At 70.5% G+C, this 21,743-nt stretch carries 22 protein-coding genes; 13 read left to right on the top strand and 9 right to left on the bottom strand.

The window, feature by feature from the left end; all coding sequences use genetic code 11:
- Positions 1-18: 18 nt before the first annotated feature.
- A complete protein-coding gene (gene pstB / locus ABZT03_RS32955; protein ID WP_356046225.1) occupies positions 19-795 on the top strand; it encodes a phosphate ABC transporter ATP-binding protein PstB in 777 nt (258 codons plus the stop codon).
- A gap of 216 nt (positions 796-1,011) precedes the next feature.
- On the opposite strand, the gene ABZT03_RS32950 is transcribed toward pstB, so the two are convergent.
- Together ABZT03_RS32950 and ABZT03_RS32945 are read right to left on the bottom strand one after the other, a co-directional pair.
- Positions 1,012-2,010, bottom strand: a complete 999-nt coding sequence (locus ABZT03_RS32950; RefSeq protein WP_356046223.1) for an inorganic phosphate transporter — start codon at positions 2,008-2,010, stop codon at positions 1,012-1,014.
- A 7-nt stretch (positions 2,011-2,017) separates the two neighbouring features.
- On the bottom strand, positions 2,018-2,638 hold the full coding sequence (locus tag ABZT03_RS32945; protein WP_356046222.1) for a DUF47 family protein: 621 nt from the start codon (positions 2,636-2,638) through the stop codon (positions 2,018-2,020).
- A gap of 225 nt (positions 2,639-2,863) precedes the next feature.
- Here ABZT03_RS32945 and ABZT03_RS32940 point away from each other — a divergent pair, with 225 nt between their 5' ends.
- Positions 2,864-3,235 carry a metal-sensitive transcriptional regulator gene (locus ABZT03_RS32940; protein WP_356046220.1) on the top strand — a complete coding sequence of 124 codons (372 nt, stop codon included), beginning with the start codon at positions 2,864-2,866 and terminating at the stop codon, positions 3,233-3,235.
- 57 nt (positions 3,236-3,292) lie between these two features.
- Here ABZT03_RS32940 and ABZT03_RS32935 read toward each other — a convergent pair whose 3' ends face one another.
- Both ABZT03_RS32935 and ABZT03_RS32930 read right to left on the bottom strand, forming a co-directional pair.
- Positions 3,293-3,472 carry a hypothetical protein gene (locus tag ABZT03_RS32935; protein ID WP_356046219.1) on the bottom strand — a complete coding sequence of 60 codons (180 nt, stop codon included), beginning with the start codon at positions 3,470-3,472 and terminating at the stop codon, positions 3,293-3,295.
- Between the two features lie 85 nt (positions 3,473-3,557).
- Positions 3,558-4,394: a hypothetical protein gene (locus tag ABZT03_RS32930; protein WP_356046217.1), complete on the bottom strand. Its 837-nt coding sequence runs from the start codon at positions 4,392-4,394 to the stop codon at positions 3,558-3,560.
- A gap of 121 nt (positions 4,395-4,515) precedes the next feature.
- Here ABZT03_RS32930 and ABZT03_RS32925 point away from each other — a divergent pair, with 121 nt between their 5' ends.
- Both ABZT03_RS32925 and ABZT03_RS32920 read left to right on the top strand, forming a co-directional pair.
- Positions 4,516-4,695: a hypothetical protein gene (locus tag ABZT03_RS32925; RefSeq protein WP_356046216.1), complete on the top strand. Its 180-nt coding sequence runs from the start codon at positions 4,516-4,518 to the stop codon at positions 4,693-4,695.
- A gap of 356 nt (positions 4,696-5,051) precedes the next feature.
- Entirely contained in the window at positions 5,052-6,635 is a 1,584-nt protein-coding gene (locus ABZT03_RS32920) for an FAD-binding oxidoreductase (RefSeq protein ID WP_356046214.1), read from the top strand.
- Positions 6,636-6,656: 21 nt separating this feature from the next.
- Here the strand turns inward: ABZT03_RS32920 and ABZT03_RS32915 are convergent, their stop codons facing one another.
- The 3 genes from ABZT03_RS32915 to ABZT03_RS32905 all read right to left on the bottom strand — a co-directional run bounded on the left by ABZT03_RS32915 (position 6,657) and on the right by ABZT03_RS32905 (position 9,559).
- The gene (locus ABZT03_RS32915) at positions 6,657-7,364 is read right to left on the bottom strand and encodes a phosphatase PAP2 family protein (protein ID WP_356046212.1); all 708 of its coding nucleotides are present in this window, start codon (positions 7,362-7,364) and stop codon (positions 6,657-6,659) included.
- A gap of 245 nt (positions 7,365-7,609) precedes the next feature.
- Positions 7,610-8,617, bottom strand: a complete 1,008-nt coding sequence (locus ABZT03_RS32910) for a bifunctional lytic transglycosylase/C40 family peptidase (RefSeq protein WP_356046210.1) — start codon at positions 8,615-8,617, stop codon at positions 7,610-7,612.
- Positions 8,618-8,782: 165 nt separating this feature from the next.
- Complete coding sequence (locus ABZT03_RS32905) at positions 8,783-9,559, bottom strand: trypsin-like peptidase domain-containing protein (RefSeq protein ID WP_356046209.1); 777 nt, start codon at positions 9,557-9,559, stop codon at positions 8,783-8,785.
- Positions 9,560-9,729: 170 nt separating this feature from the next.
- Here ABZT03_RS32905 and ABZT03_RS32900 point away from each other — a divergent pair, with 170 nt between their 5' ends.
- Positions 9,730-10,017: a DUF397 domain-containing protein gene (locus ABZT03_RS32900; RefSeq protein WP_356046208.1), complete on the top strand. Its 288-nt coding sequence runs from the start codon at positions 9,730-9,732 to the stop codon at positions 10,015-10,017.
- Between the two features lie 88 nt (positions 10,018-10,105).
- Here the strand turns inward: ABZT03_RS32900 and ABZT03_RS32895 are convergent, their stop codons facing one another.
- Positions 10,106-11,041: an oxidoreductase gene (locus ABZT03_RS32895; RefSeq protein ID WP_356046206.1), complete on the bottom strand. Its 936-nt coding sequence runs from the start codon at positions 11,039-11,041 to the stop codon at positions 10,106-10,108.
- A 71-nt stretch (positions 11,042-11,112) separates the two neighbouring features.
- Here ABZT03_RS32895 and ABZT03_RS32890 point away from each other — a divergent pair, with 71 nt between their 5' ends.
- From ABZT03_RS32890 to ABZT03_RS32855, 8 genes are all read left to right on the top strand, one after another.
- The gene (locus ABZT03_RS32890; protein WP_356046204.1) at positions 11,113-11,715 is read left to right on the top strand and encodes a TetR/AcrR family transcriptional regulator; all 603 of its coding nucleotides are present in this window, start codon (positions 11,113-11,115) and stop codon (positions 11,713-11,715) included.
- Between the two features lie 287 nt (positions 11,716-12,002).
- Positions 12,003-13,331: a S53 family peptidase gene (locus ABZT03_RS32885; protein ID WP_356046202.1), complete on the top strand. Its 1,329-nt coding sequence runs from the start codon at positions 12,003-12,005 to the stop codon at positions 13,329-13,331.
- Positions 13,332-13,757: 426 nt separating this feature from the next.
- The gene (locus ABZT03_RS32880; RefSeq protein WP_003991275.1) at positions 13,758-14,066 is read left to right on the top strand and encodes a hypothetical protein; all 309 of its coding nucleotides are present in this window, start codon (positions 13,758-13,760) and stop codon (positions 14,064-14,066) included.
- Between the two features lie 197 nt (positions 14,067-14,263).
- A complete protein-coding gene (locus ABZT03_RS32875; protein WP_356046200.1) occupies positions 14,264-15,097 on the top strand; it encodes a hypothetical protein in 834 nt (277 codons plus the stop codon).
- Complete coding sequence (locus tag ABZT03_RS32870; RefSeq protein ID WP_356046198.1) at positions 15,087-16,418, top strand: hypothetical protein; 1,332 nt, start codon at positions 15,087-15,089, stop codon at positions 16,416-16,418. Before ABZT03_RS32875 ends, ABZT03_RS32870 begins: the two co-directional genes overlap by 11 nt.
- Positions 16,415-17,974, top strand: a complete 1,560-nt coding sequence (locus tag ABZT03_RS32865; protein ID WP_356046196.1) for an SCO6880 family protein — start codon at positions 16,415-16,417, stop codon at positions 17,972-17,974. Before ABZT03_RS32870 ends, ABZT03_RS32865 begins: the two co-directional genes overlap by 4 nt.
- Positions 17,975-17,986: 12 nt before the next feature.
- A complete protein-coding gene (locus tag ABZT03_RS32860; RefSeq protein WP_356046194.1) occupies positions 17,987-19,414 on the top strand; it encodes an ATP-binding protein in 1,428 nt (475 codons plus the stop codon).
- A gap of 19 nt (positions 19,415-19,433) precedes the next feature.
- Positions 19,434-21,008, top strand: a complete 1,575-nt coding sequence (locus tag ABZT03_RS32855) for a type VI secretion protein (protein ID WP_356046192.1) — start codon at positions 19,434-19,436, stop codon at positions 21,006-21,008.
- A 16-nt stretch (positions 21,009-21,024) separates the two neighbouring features.
- Here ABZT03_RS32855 and ABZT03_RS32850 read toward each other — a convergent pair whose 3' ends face one another.
- Positions 21,025-21,594, bottom strand: a complete 570-nt coding sequence (locus ABZT03_RS32850; protein WP_356046190.1) for a GNAT family N-acetyltransferase — start codon at positions 21,592-21,594, stop codon at positions 21,025-21,027.
- Between the last annotated feature and the right edge of the window lie 149 nt (positions 21,595-21,743).

Here is a 21,743-nt window from a genome sequence, read left to right as displayed (position 1 = left end):
CGGAAGTGAAGTAGACACATGGCCAAGCGAATCGACGTAAGCGGACTCACCGCCTACTACAGCGCCCACAAGGCGATCGAGGACATCTCGATGACCGTCGAGCCCCGCTCGGTGACGGCCTTCATCGGCCCCTCCGGCTGCGGCAAGTCGACGTTCCTGCGCACCCTCAACCGCATGCACGAGGTCACCGTGGGCGGCCGCGTCGAGGGCAAGGTGCTCCTGGACGACGAGGACCTGTACGGCGCGGGCATAGACCCGGTCTCCGTCCGCCGCGAGGTCGGCATGGTCTTCCAGCGCCCGAACCCGTTCCCCACGATGTCGATCTTCGACAACGTGGCGGCGGGCCTGCGCCTCAACGGCAGCTACAAGAAGTCCGAACTGGCGGACGTCGTCGAGAAGTCCCTCAAGGGCGCGAACCTCTGGAACGAGGTCAAGGACCGCCTCAACAAGCCCGGTTCGGGCCTGTCCGGAGGTCAGCAGCAGAGGCTGTGCATCGCGCGGGCGATCGCGGTGGAGCCGAACGTCCTGCTGATGGACGAGCCCTGCTCGGCCCTGGACCCGATCTCCACGCTCGCCATCGAGGACCTGATCGGCGAGCTGAAGGAACGCTTCACGATCGTCATCGTGACCCACAACATGCAGCAGGCCGCCCGCGTCTCCGACCGCACGGCCTTCTTCAACCTGTCGGCGGTCGGCCAGCCCGGCCGGCTGATCGAGATCGACGACACCGAGCGCATCTTCTCCAACCCCTCGGTCCAGGCCACGGAGGACTACATCTCCGGCCGCTTCGGCTGACCGACCCCGACCCCTCGCGGTGCTGCATGGCGGTGCCACCGCGAGGCCGAAAAGGGCCCGCCCCCGGCAAGGGGGCGGGCCCGTTCGCATCCTCCGACCGCTCCAGCCCGACCGCACCCTCAGCCCGGCCGCACATCCAGCCCCTCCGGCAAAATCCAGCCCCTCCGGCGCTTGAGGAGCGGGGGCCCGGGGGCAGAGCCCCCTGGCAACCTCAGCCTAGAGAAACGCCAGGTTCACAACGCCGAACGCCGCCGCGGCAACAGCGGCCGCCGCCGGCATGGTGATGAACCACCCGAGAACGATGTTCTTGGCCACCCCCCACCGCACGGCATTGACCCGCTTCGTCGCCCCGACACCCATGATCGCCGAAGTGATGACATGCGTCGTGGAGATAGGCGCCTTGAACAGAAACGCCGTGGCGAACATGATCGACGCCCCCGTCGTCTCCGCGGCGAACCCCTGCGGCGGATCCAACTCGATGATCTTCCGCCCGAGCGTCCGCATGATCCGCCACCCACCCGCGTACGTGCCCAGCGACAGCATCAGCGCGCAGGAGATCTTCACCCACACCGGGATCGGATCGTCCGCACCCTGTACGTCACCGATGACGAGCGCCAGCACGACGATGCCCATCGTCTTCTGCGCGTCCTGCAGACCGTGCCCGAGCGCCATGCCGGCCGCCGACACCGTCTGCGCTATCCGGAATCCGCGCTTGGCCTTGTGCGGGTTGGAGCGGCGGAAGAGCCACATGATGGCGCACATCACGAGATAGCCGACGACCAGGCCGACGACCGGCGACAGGAACATCGGGATGACGACCTTGTCGAGGACGCCGGACCAGATGACCTGCGTACCGCCCGCGAGCGCCGCGCCCACCATGCCGCCGAACAGCGCGTGCGAGGAGGACGAGGGCAGACCGAAGTACCAGGTGACGAGGTTCCAGACGATGGCGCCGATGAGCGCGGCGAACAGGACCCCCATCCCCTTGGAGCCCTCGGGCGTCTCGATCAGCCCGCTGGTGACGGTGTGGGCGACGCCACTGCCGAGGAAGGCACCCGCGAGGTTCATCACGGCGGCCATGGCGAGCGCGGCCCGCGGGGTCAGCGCCCGGGTGGAGACCGACGTGGCGATGGCGTTCGCCGAGTCGTGGAAGCCGTTGGTGTAGGTGAATCCGAGCGCGACACCGATGGTCACGATCAGGGCGAAGGTGTCCATGAACGGTTCAGGACTCCTTGACGGCGATGGTCTCCACCGTGTTCGCCACGTGCTCGAACGCGTCCGCCGCCTCTTCCAGCACGTCCACGATCTGCTTGAGCTTGAGCACCTCGATGGCTTCGTACTTGCCGTTGAAGAGCTGGGCCAGCAGCTTGCGGTGGATCTGGTCGGCCTGGTTCTCGAGGCGGTTGACCTCGATCCAGTACTCGGTGAGGTTGTCCATGGTCCGCAGGTTCGGCATGGCCTCGGCGGTCAGCTCCGCCGCGCGCGAGAGCACCTCGATCTGCTGCTCGACGCCCTTGGGGAGTTCCTCGACGTTGTAGAGGACGACCAGGTCGACGGCCTCCTCCATGAAGTCCATGATGTCGTCGAGGGAGGACGCGAGGTTGTAGATGTCCTCGCGGTCGAACGGCGTGATGAACGAGGAGTTCAGCTGGTGGAAGATCGCGTGTGTGGCATCGTCACCGGCGTGTTCCGCGGCCCGCATACGCTCCGCGATCTCGGCCCGGCCGGCGGTGTCCGCCCCGAGCAGTTCCATGAGGAGCTTCGAGCCCGTGACGATGTTGTCCGCGGATGCGGCGAACATGTCGTAGAAGCTCGTCTCCCTGGGGGTCAGACGAAATCGCACAAGGGGTCCTCGGGGTGCATCGGTTTCGGTCAGGGTGATGCTAGGCGCATCATCCGGCCACGGCTAATGGGCCGTCCCCCAGTGTCGCCCATCGAACACGATGATCGGCACGGGGGCCGCCCAGTGGTCCAGTCCAGCCACCGTGGTCCGGTGACGGCCACTGGACCTATACCCGGCAAAGTTCTGTACGATATACCCAGTAGGGGTATATGTCTGGAGGACGCGATGACGACCACCGAGGCCGGCGCCGACACGCCCTCCGCCGCCACCGCGCACACGGCGGGGCAGGACGTGGTGACCGACCACGACCGCGGGGTGCACGGCTACCACAAGCAGAAGGACGAACACCTGAAGCGGCTGCGCCGTATCGAGGGCCAGATCCGCGGCCTCCAGCGGATGGTCGACGAGGACGTCTACTGCATCGACATACTCACCCAGGTGTCCGCCTCCACCAAGGCCCTGCAGTCCTTCGCCCTGCAACTGCTGGAGGAGCACCTCCGCCACTGCGTCGCCGACGCCGCCGTGAAGGGCGGCACGGAGATCGACGCGAAGGTGGAGGAGGCGACCAAGGCGATCGGCCGCCTCCTGCGCACCTGATTCCGGCCACGCCGACCGAGAGGAACCGTCGGCACCGACCGGAGGGAAGCCCCCGGCTCACTCGCCGGAGGCACCCCCGCGTTCCTCGGCCACCCGCAGCACCTCGTCGATGCTCTGCAGACTGAGCCGGTCCTCGGCGGCCGAGGCCGCGATGATCAGCTCTCCGCACAACTCGATCTCGGCGAGGGCCACGTGGTCCTGAACTGCCGTACCGCCGACCGGAGCCACGCGCGTCACCTCTTCTCTGCCGTCACCGACTTCCTAGAGTAGGGAGCGGCCTACACACGGCGCATGGCACGGACGGGCTAGTTCTCGCCGCGCCTCACTCCGCGATCCGCCCCGCGTAGATGTCCGCGGCCTTCGGCAGCCGTACGTCGACGGGCGCCCCGAAGTCGAACAGCAGGGTCGTCGAGGCGACCGCGACCGTGCCCTTGTGCTGTCCGTTGACGAAGCTGAACCGGTGCCGGACCTTGCGGATGCGGCCCTGTTCGTCGAGGTAGACGTCGAACGGCACGCGGGCCGTGGCGAACCCCTTCGCGGCCGCCGCCAGGGATCTCGTACCGCCCTTGGACGCGTCCTTCGCCGCCGCCGCGAGGTCGGCCGTGCCGCGGTAGTGCCGCACCCGGGTGCCGGCCAGCTCGGTCGTCCCCACGTAGGTCGCCGTCCGCGTGCCGCGCAGCACCTCGGCGGCGGCGAACGGGTCGGTGGCCCCGCCGGTGACCAGGTTCCCGTCGGCCAGGGTTCCGGTGTCGACCCGCACCCACTTGTCGGCGGGCACTCCGGCACCCCGGTTCTTCATGAACAGGGCGCCGGGCGCGAGGAGTTCGGTGATCGGCCGGTGCTCCACGGTGCCGGCCGGGTCCTGCGGCAGCAGCACCCTCAGCCGGCCGAGCTGCCGGCGGAAGTCGTAGCCACCCTCGCCGCGGATGGTGACCCGGGTCCCGCCGGTGGCCATCTCCATCGACGTCCGGGCCCTCGAACTCCCCGCGGCCACCAGGCTGTCGGCGGCCCGGTGCAGGGTGTCGACCGGATCGGCGGGCGGCGCCGCGTCGGCGGTGGCGCCGCCGGAGCAGCCGCCCGCGCCGAGACCGACACAGACCACGAGCCCCGCCGCGACGACCGTTCCGCCCGCCGTCCGCCGCCGCTGCCGCTCCGCCATCGCCTGCTACCCCCAGCCGGTACGTCCGTCACGGGCCCCGTGTCGTTGCGGTTAACGACGAGTAGGGCCCCGTCGTCACGCGAATACCAGTGCTTTACCTTCCCTGGGTAACGTTGTCGGCGTGGCGCAGCAGGACAGGACCGAACCCGGCCGGGAAACTCCGGAACACCGCACGAGTACCGTCGAAAACGGCCGTTTCTGCACGGCCCACTGCACCTGCGGCTGGCGAGGCCCCGCCCGCAGAGCCCGAAGCACAGCCAGAACAGACGCGGAATCCCACACCACCCTGTTACCCACCTGACAGAAGCCCCCAGGGCCGCCCACGACCGACGCCCTTCGTGAAGGGGCGCGGGGAACCGCGCGACCAGCCCCCACGACCCGCACCCGACCGACAACCCCTATGAAGGGGCGCGGGGAACTGCGCGAAAAGTCCCGCCCACCCGCACCGACACGCACTCCTTCCCCCCAGGGGCGCGGGGAACTGCGCGAAAAGCCACAACGCACCCGCACCCAAAACGACCCGCGCCGCACGGCAACCCCGGCCTTGGAACCCCCGCCCCCCGGGAAACCGTCTCGTACGACAGGACCCCGAACCGGCCGGCAACGGCCTCCCCAGGGCAGAACACCCGCCCGCCAGGGCTGACGGAAGGCACGGACATGCAACGTCGTACGTTCATCGGAGGCGCCGCGGCCACCGCCGCGGCGATGGCGACGTCCGCCTGCCAGAGCCATGGCCCCACCGCATCCACCCCCGCGCGGACCCCGTCCGAGAACCCGACCCGCACCGCCGCCCTGTCGGCCCGCACGACGACCGCCCCCGCCGCCGTCGCCGCCGCCGCGAACTGGACCGCCCTGGCGCGCGACCTGGACGGCACCCTGGTGCGCCCCGGGGACGCCAAGTGGGCCGCGGCCCGGCAGCTGTACAACACCCGTTTCGACTCGCTCAAGCCGGCCGCCGTGGCCTACGTCTCGCACGCGGACGACATACGCACCGTCCTGTCGTACGCCCACGCCCACGACATCCACGTGTCGATACGCAACGGCGGTCATTCGTACGCGGGTTGGTCCTCCGGCAACGGCCGCCTGGTCCTCGACGTGTCGAAGCTCAACCGGGTCCGGGCGTCCGCCGGCTCGGCGGTGGTCGGCGCGGGCTCGAAACTGATCGACGTCTACCGCGCGCTCGCGGCGAAGGGCGTGACGATACCGGCGGGCTCCTGCCCCACGGTCGGCGTGTCCGGTCTGGTGCTCGGTGGCGGCCACGGCGTGGTCTCCCGGGCGTACGGTCTGACCTGCGACAGCCTGACCCAGGCGACCGTGATCACGGCGGACGGCAAGCAGCTCACCGCGAACGCCACCGAACACAAGGATCTCTTCTGGGCGTTGCGCGGCGCGGGCAACGGCAACTTCGGCGTCGTCACCGAGCTCCACTTCAGGACGCACCCGGCGCCGCAGGCGGTGACGGCCTACCTCAGCTGGCCGTGGGCCAAGGCGGCCGCGGTGCTGAAGGCCTGGCAGGAGTGGGGTCCGTCGCAGCCGGACGAGATCTGGTCGTCGCTGCACCTGGCGAACACCTCCGGCGGCACCCCGACGGTGTCGGTCGCCGCGTTCTCCCTCGGCACCTACGGCGAGCTGCAGAACGCGGTGGACCGCCTCGCCCACGCGGCCGGCGCGAACGCGACGAGCGTGTCGCTGAAGCGCCGCGGCTACGAGGAGGCGATGGAGATCTACGCCGGCTGCTCGTCGTACGCGAACGACGCCCAGTGCCATCTGCCGGGCACGACCCCGGGCCGCTCCCCGCAGGGCGCCCTGCAGCGCGAGACGTACGCGGCGCGGTCGGACTTCTTCGACCGTTCGCTGTCCGCGGCCGGCATCCAGGCGCTGCTGACGCAGATCAAGTCGGTGCGGGGCGGTGCCGGCAGCGTCGCCCTGACCGCGCTCGGCGGCGCGGTGAACCGGGTGTCCCCCACCTCCACGGCGTTCGTGCACCGCCGTTCCCGCATGCTGGCCCAGTACATCGGGTCCTGGCGGGCGGGCACCTCCGGCACGACGGCGCAGTCCTGGCTGACCTCGGCGCACGACGCGATGAAGCCGTACGCCTCGGGCGCCGCCTACCAGAACTACACGGACCCGACGCTCACGAACTGGCGCAAGGCGTACTACGGGGACGCGGCGGCCCGGCTGGCCACCGTGAAGAAGCAGTACGACCCGAACCGTTTCTTCAGCTACCCGCAGGCCCTGTGACCAGGCGCGGGACCGCCCGGCTCAGGCCGCCAGGTCCCGCTCCTCGACGCCCGGGGCCTCACGCCGCGCCCCGGGGATCACCGCGTCCTGTCCGTCGGCGGACCGGCGCCGGGCCCGGATGAGCCGGCCGGCCCTCGGCGACCGCTCGACCGCCTTGAGCACGGGCGTCAGCAGGGCGGTCGCGAGCGGGGACAGCAGCAGCGCGACGGCCGTGCCGAGCGCGAACCCGCCGACGACGTCGGTCGGGTAGTGCACGCCCATGTAGATCCGGCAGAACCCCTCGAACAGGGCCAGCGCGATTCCGGCGACCCCGAACTTCCGGTTGGCGACGAACAGTCCGACGCCCATCGCCATGGTGATGGTGGCGTGGTCGCTCACGAACGAGTAGTCGGTCTTGCCGGACACCAGGACGTCCAGGCCCTGATGGTCGAGGAAGGGCCGGGGGCGTTCCACGAAGCCGCGGATCGGCACGTTGACCAGGACCGCGATACCGGCCGCGAGCGGTGCCCAGAGCAGCGCGGCGACGGACGGCGCCGCTTCCTCGCCGCCCCGGCGGCGCACGCCCCACCAGCACCACAGCACGAGCAGCACCATGGCGACCAGCAGCCCGTACTCACCGACGTACTCCATGGTCCGGTCGAACCAGTGCGGCGCGTCCTTGGCCAGGCCGTTGATGTCGTAGAGCAGGTCGACGTCGGGGTTCGACCCCGATTCGGCGAGTCCAGCCATGGCGCTGCGGCCCCTTCGTCGTCTTTCCGGCGCGCACTTTCGCGCGCCGCGCCTGCCCACCCCCGTGGTGTGTAGATCCGCTTCCGCTGTCGATCCGACGCTGACGTCCGCTCGGCTACGTCAACAGGAACGCACGTCCCCACTTGATACGTTCCACACTCCACCGAATGATCACGCAGACGTTATCGAAGAGAGACACATCGCCGCAGCTCAGCGGGTGGGTTCACACGCGGTTCGAGGTCCGTTCACACCGTCGTGGGGAGCGCTTTCGCGCCATCTTCGGTGACCCTGGTGGCCCCGAAGTAGTCGGGGGTGTCAATCGGGTCGAACCGGATCACAGCGCCCGTGCGCGGGGCGTCGATCATGTACCCGCCGCCCACGTAGATCCCCACATGCCGGATGGCCCGGGAGTTGGTGAGGTCGTCCGAGAAGAACACCAGGTCGCCGGGGAGCAGTTCCTCGCGGGCGGGATGCGGGCCCGCGTTGTACTGGTCGTTGGCGACCCGGGGCAGCGTGACGCCGACACTCTCGAACGCGGCCTTGGTCAGTCCCGAGCAGTCGAAGCGTCCGCCCTGGTCAGCGGTGCCGTTCCCGCCCCAGAGGTAGGGCGTGCCGAGCTTCTTCTGCGCGTAGTAGATCGCCCCGGCGGCCTGCTTGGAGGGGTCGACGCGGCTGACGGGCGCCGCGAAGCTCTCCTCCAGCGTCGTGATGGTCTTCACGTAGTTCCGGGTCTCCTGGTACGGCGGCACGCCCCCGTACTTGATGACCGCGTAGGCGCCCGCGTTGTAGGAGGCCAACATGTTTTCGGTCAGGTTGCCGGGGACGTCCTTGACGTAGGAGGCGAGACTGCAGTCGTAGGACGCGGCCGACGGAATCGCGTCATTCGGGTCCCAGACGTCGCGGTCGCCGTCGCCGTCGCCGTCGATGCCGTGGGTGGCCCAGGTGCCGGGGATGAACTGGGCGATGCCCTCCGCCGCCGCCGCGCTTCTCGCGGTCGGGTTGAACCCGCTCTCCTGGTAGAGCTGCGCGGCGAGCAGTGCCGGGTTGAGGGCGGGGCACAGGTTGCCCCACTTCTGCACGACGGGCTGGTAGGCGGCCGGCACCGACCCCTTGGCGAGGGCCTTGGTGGCGCCGCCGACGCCGTTGGTGAGGTTCCCGGCGACGATGTACACGCCGACGACCAGCAGCATCACGAAGGAGAGTGCGGATCCGACAGCGAGGGTCGCCACGATCCATGCCTTACGCACCGTCAACCGCCCCTCGCCGCCCGGGAGTCCGTAGCCCCCGTCAGTGTAGGGGCGGAGATGGCCCTCCGGGGTGACCACGCACGGGGAAGAGCGCGGGGAGCAAGAGAGGAGAACAGCACGTCGTGACGGGCGTGGGCGAGGGGCCGTCAGCTGCCGTGTGCGCGGGCCGGGTTACGGACGGTCGGCGGTCGCGTCCCGGTACAGCGCGCGGGCTTCCGCCCCCAGGACGACGCTGTAGGAGATGTCGGCCGTGGCCCCGCCCTGCTCGTGTCCGCCGAGGATGCCGACGACCTGTCCGTCGCCGTTGACCCAGGGGCTGCCGCTGGTGCCGCCGGTGAGGTCGGGGCACTCGATGCGCTGCTGCGTACGACTGTGCGCGGTGGGCTTGTTCGTGCAGGCGACCGGCACGTCACGGGAGCTGGGGTACCCGGTGACGGTGACGGCGGTGGCGCCGGTGGCCACTCCGGTGGTGAACCGGTTGCCGCCGACGGCGTCCTCTACGCCCTTGCCGTCCCGGTCCTCCAGGGTGGCGAAGGCGACGTCGCTGTCCTCGTTCTGCCCCTCGGCCCACCCGTCGGGCAGATACCGCCGCTGGACCCTCCACATGCCGTACGGAGCCTCGCCGTCCCGGTAGCCGGGCACGAAGAGGAGGTCGCCGTCGCCGTCCAGGCAGTGCGCCGCGGTGACGAGGAGGTCGCGGTCCGGGCTGCGCACCACGGACGCCGTGCAGAAGTGGCCGCCGCCGAGGCCGCCGTCGTGGCCGGCGTCGAAGAGGGCCCCGACGCGTGCGCTCGGCGCGGTCGCGGCGGCGACCCTCGTCACGCCGAAAGGGCCGGGCCCGTCGTCCGCGGCCGCCTCGGAGGCGGAGGTGACGGCCAGCGCCACCACGGCACACAGCAGGGGGCGCGGCGGACACGGCAGGCGGCCGATGCGGAAGATGCGCTTCATCGGCCTCCACTCTGTCCCACGAAGGTGAGAAACGGATCAGGCCCTCCGTGGGATTCTCCCGTGCCTCGGCGGCCTCCGCCACCGGCACGGGGACCGGCGGGAGGGGATCCGCCGGGTGGGGGCCGCACTAGGCTGGCGGGCGCTGTGGACGACGTGGAAGGAAGGTCACCGTGGCTGAGCTGCCGCCCGATCTGGTCTGGACCCGTGCCGCCCCGCCCGGCGCGACCGGACCCGGCCCGTGGATCGAGATCGCCTTCGGCGAGGGCGAGGGCGAGGGCGAAGGTGAGGACGGCGACGGAGACGGGGAGGCCCCTGTATACCTGCGCGAGACGAGCGCCCCGGACACCGTCGTCACGACCAACCGCCGCAAGTGGGACGCCTTCGTCCTGGGCGTGCAGGCGGGCGAGTTCGACCACTTCGTGGAGGGCCTGCCGGAGACCGACGACCCGGCGGTGTGAACCCCGGGCCGGCTGAGCTCGGAACCGGGTGAGCTCGGAACCGGGTGAGCTCGGAACCGCGGGTGGCCTCCGCCGCGGCCGACCGGTGTCACCCGCCGGCCGCCCCGCTGTCCGAGCCCGCGGCGACCAGCGGGAAGGCCGTGCCGGTCAGCTCCTCCGACACGGTCCACAGCCTGCGGGCCGTCACCGGGTCGCTCGCGGCGGCCGAACGGCCGACCAGGGTCGGTGCGCCCCGCAGCTCGCCGAGGCCGTCGGGGCCGACGTAGCTCGCACCGGGGAGGTCCTGGGTGGCCGCGTAGAGAGTGGGCAGGGCGCCCGCCTTGTCGTCCTGGGCCACGATCCGGTTGCCCAGCCGCATGAAGGCGCGGGCGACGGGGCTGGCCGTGTGGCTCTGGAGGTTGGTGGCCGCGTAGCCGGGGTGGGCGGCGAGGGCGCGCACCGGTGAGCCCGCCTCCGTGAGGCGGCGCTGGAGTTCGAGGGTGAACAGCAGGTTGGCCAGCTTGGACTGGCCGTAGACGCTCCGCGGTTCGTAGTCGGCCGTGCGGTTCAGGTCGTCGAAGTGGATCCGGCCGTCGCCCCAGCGGTGGGCGCCCGAGGAGAGCGTGACGACCCGGTCGGTGACGTACGGCAGCAGCAGGTTCGTCAGGGCGAAGTGGCCCAGGTGGTTGGTGCCGAACTGCATCTCGAAGCCGTCCTCAGTCCGCTGCTGCGGGAGCATCATGACGCCCGCGTTGTTGACCAGCAGATCCAGCGGCCCGCTCCAGGCGCCGGCGAACTCCCGCACGGAGGACAGGTCGGCGAGGTCCAGGCGCCGGACCTCGGTGCTGCCGGTCACGGTCCCGGCCGCGGCCCGGCCCCGCTCCAGGTCCCGTACGGCGAACACCACGTGCGCGCCGGCCCGGGCCAGCGCGTCCGCCGCGGTGAGCCCGATGCCGCTGTTGGCGCCCGTGACCACGGCCGTCCGGCCGGAGAGGTCGGGGATCCGGTCCGCGTTCCACTTGCCCTGCTCATGCTTGTCAGCCATGACCTCAATGTAGGCGCCGCCAACAATGCTGTCAACGACAACAATGATGACGGCGGCAACATCGGGATACGATGGTCCGCATGCCCGAGAGCCGCCCCTACCACCACGGAGACCTGCGCGCCGCCCTGCTGGCCGGTGCCGAGCGCACCCTGCGGGAGCGGGGGAAGGCCGCGCTGTCCCTGCGGGAACTGGCCCGGGCGACCGGCGTCAGTCACGCCGCCCCCGGCCGTCACTTCCGGGACAAGCAGGCCCTGCTCGACGCGCTGGCCCTCACCGGCTACGAACGGCTCGCCCGGAGCCTGGAGGCGGCCGACGACCCCGCCCTCCCCCTGGAACCCCGCCTCGCCGCGCTGGCCCGGGCCTACCTCGGCTTCGCCATCGACAACGCCGAGTTGCTGGAGCTGATGTACACCCGCAAGCACGAGCCGGGCGCCTCGGACCGGATGACCGCGGCCGTCGACCGGACCGTGGGCTCACTGGAGCGCCTGATCGCGGACGCCCAGAAGCGCGGCGAGATCGTCGAGGGGGACCCCGCGCAGATCACCCTCGTCGCGGCCGCCGCCCTGCACGGCACCGCCACCCTCACGGCCAACGGCACGCTCACCCCCGAGGTGGCTCTGGCCGGCGTGGACGGACTGGTCCACCACATGCTGCACGGCCTCAAGCCCCGCTGACCCGGCCCCCGGTTCATCCTTGGTGGGCCTTTCCCGCGCGCCCAATTCCAGTGACCCGCCTGTGAGTTGGGTCAAGCGGCCTTCACCCGCGCCCCATCGGGCAACCATCGGCGAGTAACCCCCGGCCTGGGTTCGGTATGGCGGAAGTCAGGGTTCCGGCAGGCCCTTGTTGTCGCGTACTCAACAAGAGGATCGTCTCCGCGGGCCGCCGCCCACCGCCGCGGACCCCCACCGACGGCACGCACCCGCACGCGCCCCTGCCCCACCACCACCAGGAGGCTGCACCCTTGCGTACCACCACCCCCACCGACAGATCCGACGGTCCCTCCCCCCACCGCGTCGCCCGCCGCGTCGCCGCGGCCCTCGCCGCCACCGCCGCGCTCGTGTTCGCCGGATTCGGCACCGCCGTCCAGGCCGACGCGGCCCAGTCGGCGGCGTCACCGTCCAAGGTCACCTGGGCGGCCACCCCCTGCTCCACGCCCAAGAGGACCGGCGAACTGGCTTGCGACTCCCTGCGGGTCACCGGCGGCGTGACCGCCTTCCAGCAGGCGCGCGCCAAGGCCGCCGGCGTCACGCCGAAGGCGGCCGACGCCACCACCCCCTCCGGCTACGGCCCCACCGACCTCCAGTCCGCCTACGGCCTGACCTCGGCTGCCGCCGCCAACGGTGCCGGCGAGACCATCGCGATCGTCGACGCGTACAACGACCCCAACGCCGAGACCGACCTCGCCAAGTACCGCTCGTACTACGGCCTCACCGCCTGCACCACGGCGAACGGCTGCTTCAGGAAGGTCGGTCAGACCGGCTCCACCACCTCGCTCCCCACCAGCGACTCGGGCTGGTCGGAGGAGATATCCCTCGACCTCGACATGGCCAGCGCCGTCTGCCCGAAGTGCAACATCCTGCTCGTCGAGGCCACTTCGGCCACCATGGCCAACCTCGGCAAGTCCGTGAACGAGGCCGTCACCCTCGGCGCGAAGTACGTCTCCAACAGCTACGGCGGCTCGGAGTCCTCCTCCGACACCTCGTACGACTCCTCGTACTTCAACCATCCGGGCGTCGCCATCACCGTCAGCGCGGGCGACTCCGCCTACGGCGCCGAATACCCGGCCGCCTCCAGGTACGTCACCTCCGTCGGCGGCACGGCCCTCTCGAAATCCTCCTCCACCACCCGCGGCTGGACCGAGAGCGTCTGGAAGACCAGCAGCACCGAAGGAACCGGCTCCGGCTGCTCCTCCTACGACACGAAGCCGACCTGGCAGACCGACACCGGCTGCTCCAAGCGCACCGTCTCCGACGTCTCGGCGGTGGCCGACCCGGCGACCGGCGTCTCCGTCTACGACTCCTACGGCGTCACCGCCGGCTGGTACACCTTCGGCGGCACCAGCGCCTCGTCGCCGATCATCGCGGCCGTCTACGCCCTCGCCGGCACCCCCTCCACCGGCTCCTACCCGGCGAAGTTCCCCTACACGGCGGCCGGCACCTCCGCCCTCAACGACGTCACCAGCGGCAACAACGGCACCTGCACCACCAGCTACCTGTGCACCGCGACGTCCGGCTACGACGGACCGACCGGCTGGGGCACCCCGGAGGGCGTGAGCGCCTTCACCGGCTGACCCCGGACGCACCGGGAGGAACGCGCCGCCGGCGGGCGCTCGTGGGGAGACCGCCGACGGCACACAGGAGACGGGCCGCGGCACCCAGCCGCGGCCCGTCCGCCGTTGCGGAGTTAACCTTCACCCGGAGAACACCGGCACGACCTTTCCCCCCGACCGACCGTCAGAAACGGACGGCAACGGACAAGGGCGTAAAAGGGGTCAACGACAGAACCACACCACAGGTTCCGCTCCGGCCTCATTGCCCGGCGTGACCTGCCGTGATACACAGAGTGACCATACGGCCCTCCGTAAGGTGTTCGTACGAAACCCGCCAATCAATGACGTCAAGTCGACATACGACGGCGCCATCGTCGGCGACAATGATGCCTGACCTCTGCACCCATGCAGGGGATGCGGAACTACCCACCAGGGGCGGTGACTTACATGCTCTTTGCGGCCGACAAGGGAGACATCAACACCATCATCGGCGGGATCGCTCCGGACTGGGGGCCCTTCGGCAGCCTGGGCAACGAGGCGAAAGTGATGATCGAGGTGGTGATGGCGGTGGCCATCCTGCTCTGCCTCGGCATCGCCATCTGGGGCGCCGCCAAACAGCGCATCGGCGCGACAGCGCTGCGCGACACCTTCAGCGCGGAACAGGGCAAGGGCCTCATCATCGCGGGCCTCACGGGCGTCTTCATCATCGGCTCCCTCGGCACGCTCTTCACCATCGTGTACGGCATGGCCGTGTAGGCGGGGCGTCCGGTCGACGCTCCGTCAGTCCGGCCGGGCGCGCCCGGTGTTCCCCTACCCCACCCGTCCGTCGTGCCCACCGGCTGAGGTTGCGTTTCCCTGATGTCGAGTCACCACACCGCGCCCGCGCGGGAACCAGCACGGCTACCGTCGTATTCCTACGAGTATCCGCACGACGTCGAGGGGGCGTACGCGGCATGAGTCTCGGGGACGACAACGAAGCCTCCGGTTACGGCGGCACCGGGCAGACCCGGACCCGCCTGCCGGACCGGGGCGGCGACGTGTACGGAGGCGCCCGCCGCGGTGGCCGCTCCTCCTCACGGAGCCTGGTCACGGTGGTCGGCGTGGTGGTCCTCCTGATCGCCGCGATCGCCTTCGCGAACCGTGGAGGAGACGATTCCGCATCCAACGGGACCGGAACCTCCGGCAACAAGCCGGACACCACCTCCACCGCAGCCTCCGGCAACAAACCGGTGAAGTCCACGACGGGGGGAATCCCGTCGGGGTTCACGCGTGACCAGACGGGGGCGGAGAGCGCGGCGGCGAACTATGCGGTAGCACTCGGCTCGGACGGCATGTTCAACGCCACCAGGCGCCACGAGATCGTGCAGACCGTCGCTGCCCCCAGCGCGGTCGACCGACTCCAGTCCGGCTTCGACGCCGACTATTCGGTGGGTTTCCTCCAGAAGATCGGCCTCGACGACGACGGCAACGCTCCCGCGGGAAAGACCTTCGTCAACCGCACGCTGCCTGCTGGCACGAAGGTCACCTCGTTCAGCACCAGCGCGGCCACCGTCGAAGTCTGGTGCAACGGCCTCTTCGGGCTCGCCGGTGACGATTCCACCAACCCCGTGACCAGTAGTTGGTTCACCGTGACCTTGAAGCTGACTTGGAGTGACAGCGACTGGAAGGTCCTGGAAAGCGGGCAGAAAGCCGGGCCGACCCCCGTCACCGGTGACAGCCCCATTTCCGGGGCCGACGAGATCGGCAAGGCGGTCCAGGAGTTCGGAGGGTTCACGTATGCCCGGTAGCAGTCACCGCGCGCTCAAGCTCACCGGCCTGGTCGGCGCCGTGCAGGCGGCCACCGTGCTGCTGGCCACCCGCGCCTTCGCAGCGCCCACGCCAACGCCCACACCGAGCGATGATCCCTGTTCGCTCGTCTCCGGCCCCGCAAAGAAGTACTGCGAAGGTGACAACTCCGGCAGCGGCAGCCGCTCCGGCAAAAACCCCCTCACCGACACCCTCGACCCCCTCTCCTCCCTGGCAAGGGGCTGCGCCGACGCCGCGTCCTGGACCATCGACAAGCTCAGCGACGCCGTGAAGGAGACCGCGAACGTCGACTTCACGAACGGCAAGTTCCTCCAGCAGTACGCCGTCGTCTTCGCCGCGTCGACCATCCTGACGCTCGTCCTGTGGCTGCTGGCCGTGACGAAGCGGGCCGTGCGGGGCGTGCCGCTGACCACCGCCATCTCGGAGGCGATCGGCTTCCTGTGGCTGACGGTGATCGCCTCCGCCTTCACCCCGCTGATCCTCTACACGGTCGTGTCGGCGACGGACGGCGTCTCCGAGGTCCTCGCGAAGACGACCGGCGACCAGACGGACACGTTCTTCGGCACGTTCTCCGGCGCCCTCGGCAAGGGCGACGACATCGGCGGCGGCCCGATCATGCTGATCGTGGTCTCGCTGGTGTCGATCCTCGCCGCGGGCGTCCTGTGGCTGGAGCTCGTCATCCGGGCCGCCCTGCTCTACGTCGGCGCCCTCCTCGGCACCGTCGTCTACGCGGGCCTGGTCGACAAGAACATGTGGGGCCACGTCCGCCGCTGGGCCGGCATCATGATCGCCGTCATCCTGGTCAAACCGGTGATCGTCATCGTGCTCGGCCTGGCCGGCGCCCTGTCCTCCGACAACGGCCCCGACTCCTTCTCGGCCGTCGTCTCCGGCCTCGCGATCATCCTGCTGGCCATCTTCGCCAGCGCGATGATCTACCGCTTCGTCCCCGGCTTCGGCGACGAGATCGCCGGCTCCCGCAACAACCGCATCATGCAGGGCGCCGAGGGCAAGGCCGCCGCGGTCATCAGCTCCCCAGCGACCATGGTCGCGCAGGGCATCAAGACCCACAGCACCCGCGCCGACAACAACGGCGGCGGCGGCCAGTCCACGTCCGGTGGATCCCGTCCCGCCAACCCTGCGTCCGGCGGCGTCGCCGCGCACAGCTCGCGCACCGGGAACGGAGGCGGCGGATCTGTCCCCTCCGCCGCCCCCGCCCCCCGCCAGGGCAGCCCGGTGAACACCCCGCACGCCAGTGAAACCCGCAACAGCAGTTCCAACCGCACGGGAGGTGAAGGGCGTTGACGGCCGAGTCCCACGTGTCCCACATGGTCACGCCCCGCCGTACATATCTGATCGGCCGCGCCCGGCCGAACGCGATCGTCGGCCGCAACCGCGAGAGCGGCGAGATCGCACTGATCGTCCTGGGCGCGTTCCTCGGCATGATGTGCGGGCTCCTCGTCCCCGTCCTCTCCCTGCGGATCGTGCTGCTCACGGGCTTCCCGATGCTCGCGCTGGCGGCCGTCTACGTGCCGTACAAGCGCCGCACGTTCTACAAGTGGTTCGAGATCAACCGCAGCTACAAGCGCACCCTGCGCCGGGGGACGACCTACCGTTCCTCCGCCATGGAGGCCGGCACCCGCATCGACGGCCGGGAGATCGAGGTCGGCCCGCCGCCCGGCATCGGCCGCATCAACTGGCTGGCCGCGCCCTTCGGCCCGGACGAGATCGCCGTACTCCTGCACGCGGACCGCAGAACCGTCACCGCGGCCATCGAGATCGAGGGCCCGGGTGTCGGCCTGCGCGACTCCGAGGACCAGGAGGCCCTGGTCGACCGCTTCGGCACCCTCCTCAAGCACGTGGCCAACGGCGACGGCTTCGTCACCCGCCTCCAGATGCTCGCCCGCACCCTCCCCGCCGACCCGGACGCGCACGCCAAGGACGTCGCCGTACGCGGGGACGAGCGGGCACCGGGATGGCTGACGCAGTCGTACGACCAGCTGCAGTCGATGGTGTCGACCAGCAGCGAGCAGCACCGCGCGTACCTCGTGGCCTGTATGCACTTCAACCGCGAACTGTCCGCCGAGGCACACGCGATGGCCCGGGCGGCGCGCCCGCACAACGGCCGCAAGCTCGACCGGGACGCCGGACTCGCCGTCGTCATGGCCCGCGAGCTGACCGACATCTGCTCGCGCCTCCAGGAGGCCGACATCCGCGTCCGCCAGCCCCTCGGGCAGGGCAGGCTCGCCTCGCTCATCCACGCGATGTACGACCCGGACCACCCGATCGACCACATCCAGGCGATGACCAAGCGCAACGCCTGGCCGGCCGAGCTGGACGCGATGGAGCCCTCCTACCTCCAGGCCAAGACCCGCGAGTCGTCCACCCGCGCCCCCTGGTGCCACGCGACCGCCTGGGTGAAGGAGTGGCCGATGACGCCGGTGGGCGTCAACTTCCTCGCGCCGCTGCTCGTCCACACCCCGGACGTCATCCGCACCGTCGCCGTCACCATGGACCTCGAACCCACCGAGGTCGCCATCGAACGCATGCTGACGGAGAAGACCAACGACGAGGCGGAGGCGTCCCGCGCCGCCAAGATGAACCGGACCGTCGACCCCCGCGACGTCGCCGCGCACGGCCGCATCGACCAGCGTGGCGAAGACCTCGCCAGCGGCGCCGCCGGCGTCAACCTCGTCGGCTACATCACCGTCTCCTCCCGCAACCCCGAAGCCCTGGCCCGCGACAAGCGGACCATACGGGCCTCAGCCGGAAAGTCGTACCTGAAGCTGGAGTGGTGCGACCGCGAGCACCATCGCGCCTTTGTGAACACGCTCCCGTTCGCCACCGGCATTCGAAGGTAGAGGAGCTGCCGCATGCGGGATCCGATGTCCATCCTGACCGACGCCTTCACGTCCTTCCTCTTCGGGAAGGTCGAGACGACCCGACTGCCGGTGCGCACCTCCACGGGCCAGGCGCAGGCCGTCTACCTGCCGACCGCCGCGCCCGGCCTGGGCGACTCGGGGGTCATCATCGGCCGCGAGGTGTACTCCGGGAAGGGCTACATCTACGACCCCTTCCAGCTGTACGGCCAGCAGCTCCCGGCCCCGCACTGGCTGGTCCTCGGCGAGTCCGGCAACGGCAAGTCGGCGCTGGAGAAGACGTACGTCCTCCGGCAGCTGCGCTTCCGCGACCGCCAGGTCGTCGTCCTAGACGCACAGGGCGAGGACGGCGTCGGCGAATGGAACCTGGTCGCGCAGGAGCTGGGCATAACCCCCATCCGGCTGGACCCGACGGCGGCCCTCGACCACGGCATCCGGCTCAACCCCCTCGACCCGTCGATCACGACGACGGGGCAGCTCGCCCTGCTCCGCACGATCATCGAGGTCGCCATGGGGCACGGCCTGGACGAGCGGTCCGGCTTCGCCCTCAAGGTCGCGCACGCCTACGTCAACGAGACGATCCTCGACCGCCAACCCGTGCTGACGGACATCGTCGACCAGCTGCGGCACCCCGAACCGGAGTCCGCCGAGGCGATGAACGTCGCCATAGACGACGTGCGCGCCTGGGGCCTGGACGTGGCCCTCGTCCTGGACCGGCTGGTCGACGGCGACCTGCGGGGCATGTTCGACGGCCCCACGACGGTCGGCATCGACCTGGACGCACCCCTGATCGTCTTCGACCTCTCCCACATCGACCGCAACTCCATCGCCATGCCCATCCTGATGGCGATCGTCGGAGTATGGCTCGAGCACACCTGGATCCGCCCCGACCGGAAGAAGCGCATCTTCCTGGTCGAGGAGGCCTGGCACATCATCAACAGTCCGTTCGTCGCCCAGCTCTTCCAGCGCCTGCTGAAGTTCGGCCGCCGGCTCGGCCTGTCCTTCGTGGCGGTCGTCCACCACCTGAGCGACGTGGTGGACGGCGCCGCCGCGAAGGAGGCCGCCGCGATCCTGAAGATGGCATCGACCCGGACGATCTACGCCCAGAAGGCCGACGAGGCGAGGGCGACGGGCCGGGTCCTGGGGCTGCCACGCTGGGCGGTGGAGATCATCCCCACCCTCACGCCCGGCATCGCCGTCTGGGACGTCAACGGCAACGTCCAGGTGGTCAAACACCTGGTCACGGAGACCGAACGTCCGCTCGTCTTCACCGACCGCGCGATGACCGAGTCCTCCAGGGACCGCGAGCTGGCCGACGACGCCCTGCGCGCCGCCGAGCTGGAGGCGGAGGAACGGGCGGCGGCCTTCATGGAGCAGCACCTCAACGACTTGGACGGCTCGTCCGAGTCGACGGTGGCGTAGGCGGAGGGGCAGGGCAGCCGTGAGACCGGACGATCACCTCTACCGCCGGCAGGACCGACCGGACCGTCACAGCCGGCAGGGCGGCGTGCCCGACGGCCTCCTGGTCGGCCTGCTCGCCTTCCTCCTCGGCATGACCCTGCTGGTGTGGACGGCGACCGGCCTGTCCGGCCTGTTCGCCCAGGGCGCCTGGCCGGACGGCGTCGCCTTCACCCGCACCCCGCTGGCCATGCGCCATCTCATCGGCCGCCCGCACGACGTCCCGGGCGCCTGGCCCGACACCCCACCGGCCCAGCTCTCGGGCTACGGCCTCTTCTGGGGCCTGTTCCTCGGCCAGCTGATGGCACTGTTCGTCGTGACGGTCTTCACCCTCGGCACGCTGGCACGGTGGAAGGGCGTCCGGGCGCGGAAACGGGCCGAGGCGATGGCCCGCGCCACGACGGCGAGCCCGGACCCGGAGCCGGTCCCCGAGCCCGTGCGCGCGGCCGTGCCCGAGCCGGAGGCGCACCGGCCGCAGCCGCCGGTGCACGAGGTCCCCGTCCCACGCGTCGAGCCGGAACCCACGGAACTCCTCGCGCCCCCGGCCCCCGCCCCCGCCCCCGCCCCGCAACAGACGGTCCCCGCCTCCCCGTTCGGCGGCGACAGACCGGGCGCCTGGGAACCGGTCCGCTCCGAGGGCGTGGTCCTCTACGGCCTTCCGGACATCCGCCGTACGTCGGCGACCCAGGCGGTACGCGACGCGGCGGGCCCCGCCCTCGTCGTCACCTCCGACCCCGTCCTGTGGCAGGACACGAAGGACGCCCGCGCGAAGCTCGGCCCGGTCCACCTCTACGACCCCGCGCACCGCTGCGACACCCCGGCCAGGCTCCACTGGTCGCCCACCGCGGGCTGCGAGGACAAGGCGACGGCGGCGGCGAGAGCAACCGCCCTGCTCAGCCCGATCCGCCCGACCGCACGGCTCGACCAGGCGGTCAGCGACACCGCCGAGATCCTCCTGCGCAGCTACCTCCACGCCGCCGCGATCGACGGCAGGACCGTCCGCCACGTCCACCGCTGGTCGCAGGGCAACCAGATCCAGGACGCGGTCCGCACCCTGCGGACGAATCCCAAGGCGGCCGCCGGCTCGGCGGGTGAACTGGAGGCAGCGCTCACCGGGCATCCCGAACGCCGTGACATCGCCCAGGAGCTGGCGGGCCGGGCACTGTCCGCCCTCTTCACCGTCAACATCCGCGAGGCATGCACTCCAAACCGAACTGATGCCCTCGCCTTGGATTCCTTCGTGGACGAAGGGGGCACGCTTTATGTGGTCGGTGAATCGATCGAAGATCCCAGGACGAATCCCGGTGCGATGCCCTTCCTGACGGCGCTCACCGCAAGCGTGGTCGAGCACGGCCGGCGCATGGCCGAACGGTCATCCGCCGGTCGGCTCGACCCACCACTGACCCTCGTCCTGGACGACATCGCGGCCGTCGCGCCCCTGCCCCAGCTTCCGGAGCTCCTCGCCGCCGGCGCCGACCGGGGCCTGCCCACGCTGGCCCTTCTCCGCTCCCGCGAACAGGCCCGCACCCGCTGGCCCCACGACGAACTGCCGGTCTGACGCCCCGTCCCGCTTCTCACGGCCGCTCGATGGCCATCTCCAGCTCGCGGCCCTCGCTGCCGGCGATCGGCACGGTCACTCCGGTGGGCAGGAACCCCGCCTTGCGGTAGAAGGACTGCGCCCGCGCGTTGTCCTCGTGGACGATCAGCCGTACGCGCTCGACGCCCTGTCCCCATGCCCATTCGAGGCCCGCGTCGAAGAGCACCTCGGTCATCCCGCTCCCCCGGTGCTCGGGCCGGACGTAGACACCGACGATGTGTCCCTGCTTCCGCTCGACCAAAAACCCCGCCCAGTCCGTGGTTCCCGGCTGTTCGATCAGTACGGTCAGCATGCCGGCCCAGTCCCCGTCGGGGCCCTCCGAGATGATCTGCTGTGCTCCGGTCGCCCCTTCGGCGGCACCCTCGGCACGCTCCTGCCAGAAGGAGTCCGGCCTCGCCGCGGCCTGTTCGTAGGTGTCGAGGAAGGCGAGATGCGCGACCGGGTCCCGCAGGGCGACAAGCCGCAGCTCTTTGGTCCTGGCCCATTCGTCGGAGCGTATGGAACGGATGAGATAGCTTCCGGGGCTTTCGGTGTTCGGGGTGCTCATGCGGCCACCGTAATGCCTGACCCCGGAACGCAGAAAACCCCCGCACCAATGGTACGGGGGTTTTCCCAAGATTTGTTCGGCGGTGTCCTACTCTCCCACAGGGTCCCCCCTGCAGTACCATCGGCGCTGTAAGGCTTAGCTTCCGGGTT

Source organism: Streptomyces sp. NPDC005574 (assembly GCF_040605435.1).
In the GTDB taxonomy this organism is placed as follows: Bacteria; Actinomycetota; Actinomycetes; order Streptomycetales; family Streptomycetaceae; genus Streptomyces.
The sequence above is the reverse complement of the archived record's forward strand: the minus strand, read 5'-3'. Positions and strand labels throughout refer to the sequence as shown.

Coding starts and splice junctions, on each gene's coding strand:
- ABZT03_RS32850 (WP_356046190.1), bottom strand. CDS start 21,594: ATGAGCACCCCGAACACCGAAAGCCCCGGAAGCTATCTCATCCGTTCC.
- ABZT03_RS32915 (WP_356046212.1), bottom strand. CDS start 7,364: ATGGCTGGACTCGCCGAATCGGGGTCGAACCCCGACGTCGACCTGCTC.
- ABZT03_RS32860 (WP_356046194.1), top strand. CDS start 17,987: ATGCGGGATCCGATGTCCATCCTGACCGACGCCTTCACGTCCTTCCTC.
- ABZT03_RS32890 (WP_356046204.1), top strand. CDS start 11,113: ATGGTCCGCATGCCCGAGAGCCGCCCCTACCACCACGGAGACCTGCGC.
- ABZT03_RS32920 (WP_356046214.1), top strand. CDS start 5,052: ATGCAACGTCGTACGTTCATCGGAGGCGCCGCGGCCACCGCCGCGGCG.
- pstB (WP_356046225.1), top strand. CDS start 19: ATGGCCAAGCGAATCGACGTAAGCGGACTCACCGCCTACTACAGCGCC.
- ABZT03_RS32940 (WP_356046220.1), top strand. CDS start 2,864: ATGACGACCACCGAGGCCGGCGCCGACACGCCCTCCGCCGCCACCGCG.
- ABZT03_RS32875 (WP_356046200.1), top strand. CDS start 14,264: ATGAGTCTCGGGGACGACAACGAAGCCTCCGGTTACGGCGGCACCGGG.
- ABZT03_RS32895 (WP_356046206.1), bottom strand. CDS start 11,041: ATGGCTGACAAGCATGAGCAGGGCAAGTGGAACGCGGACCGGATCCCC.
- ABZT03_RS32870 (WP_356046198.1), top strand. CDS start 15,087: ATGCCCGGTAGCAGTCACCGCGCGCTCAAGCTCACCGGCCTGGTCGGC.
- ABZT03_RS32905 (WP_356046209.1), bottom strand. CDS start 9,559: ATGAAGCGCATCTTCCGCATCGGCCGCCTGCCGTGTCCGCCGCGCCCC.
- ABZT03_RS32930 (WP_356046217.1), bottom strand. CDS start 4,394: ATGGCGGAGCGGCAGCGGCGGCGGACGGCGGGCGGAACGGTCGTCGCG.
- ABZT03_RS32880 (WP_003991275.1), top strand. CDS start 13,758: ATGCTCTTTGCGGCCGACAAGGGAGACATCAACACCATCATCGGCGGG.
- ABZT03_RS32950 (WP_356046223.1), bottom strand. CDS start 2,010: ATGGACACCTTCGCCCTGATCGTGACCATCGGTGTCGCGCTCGGATTC.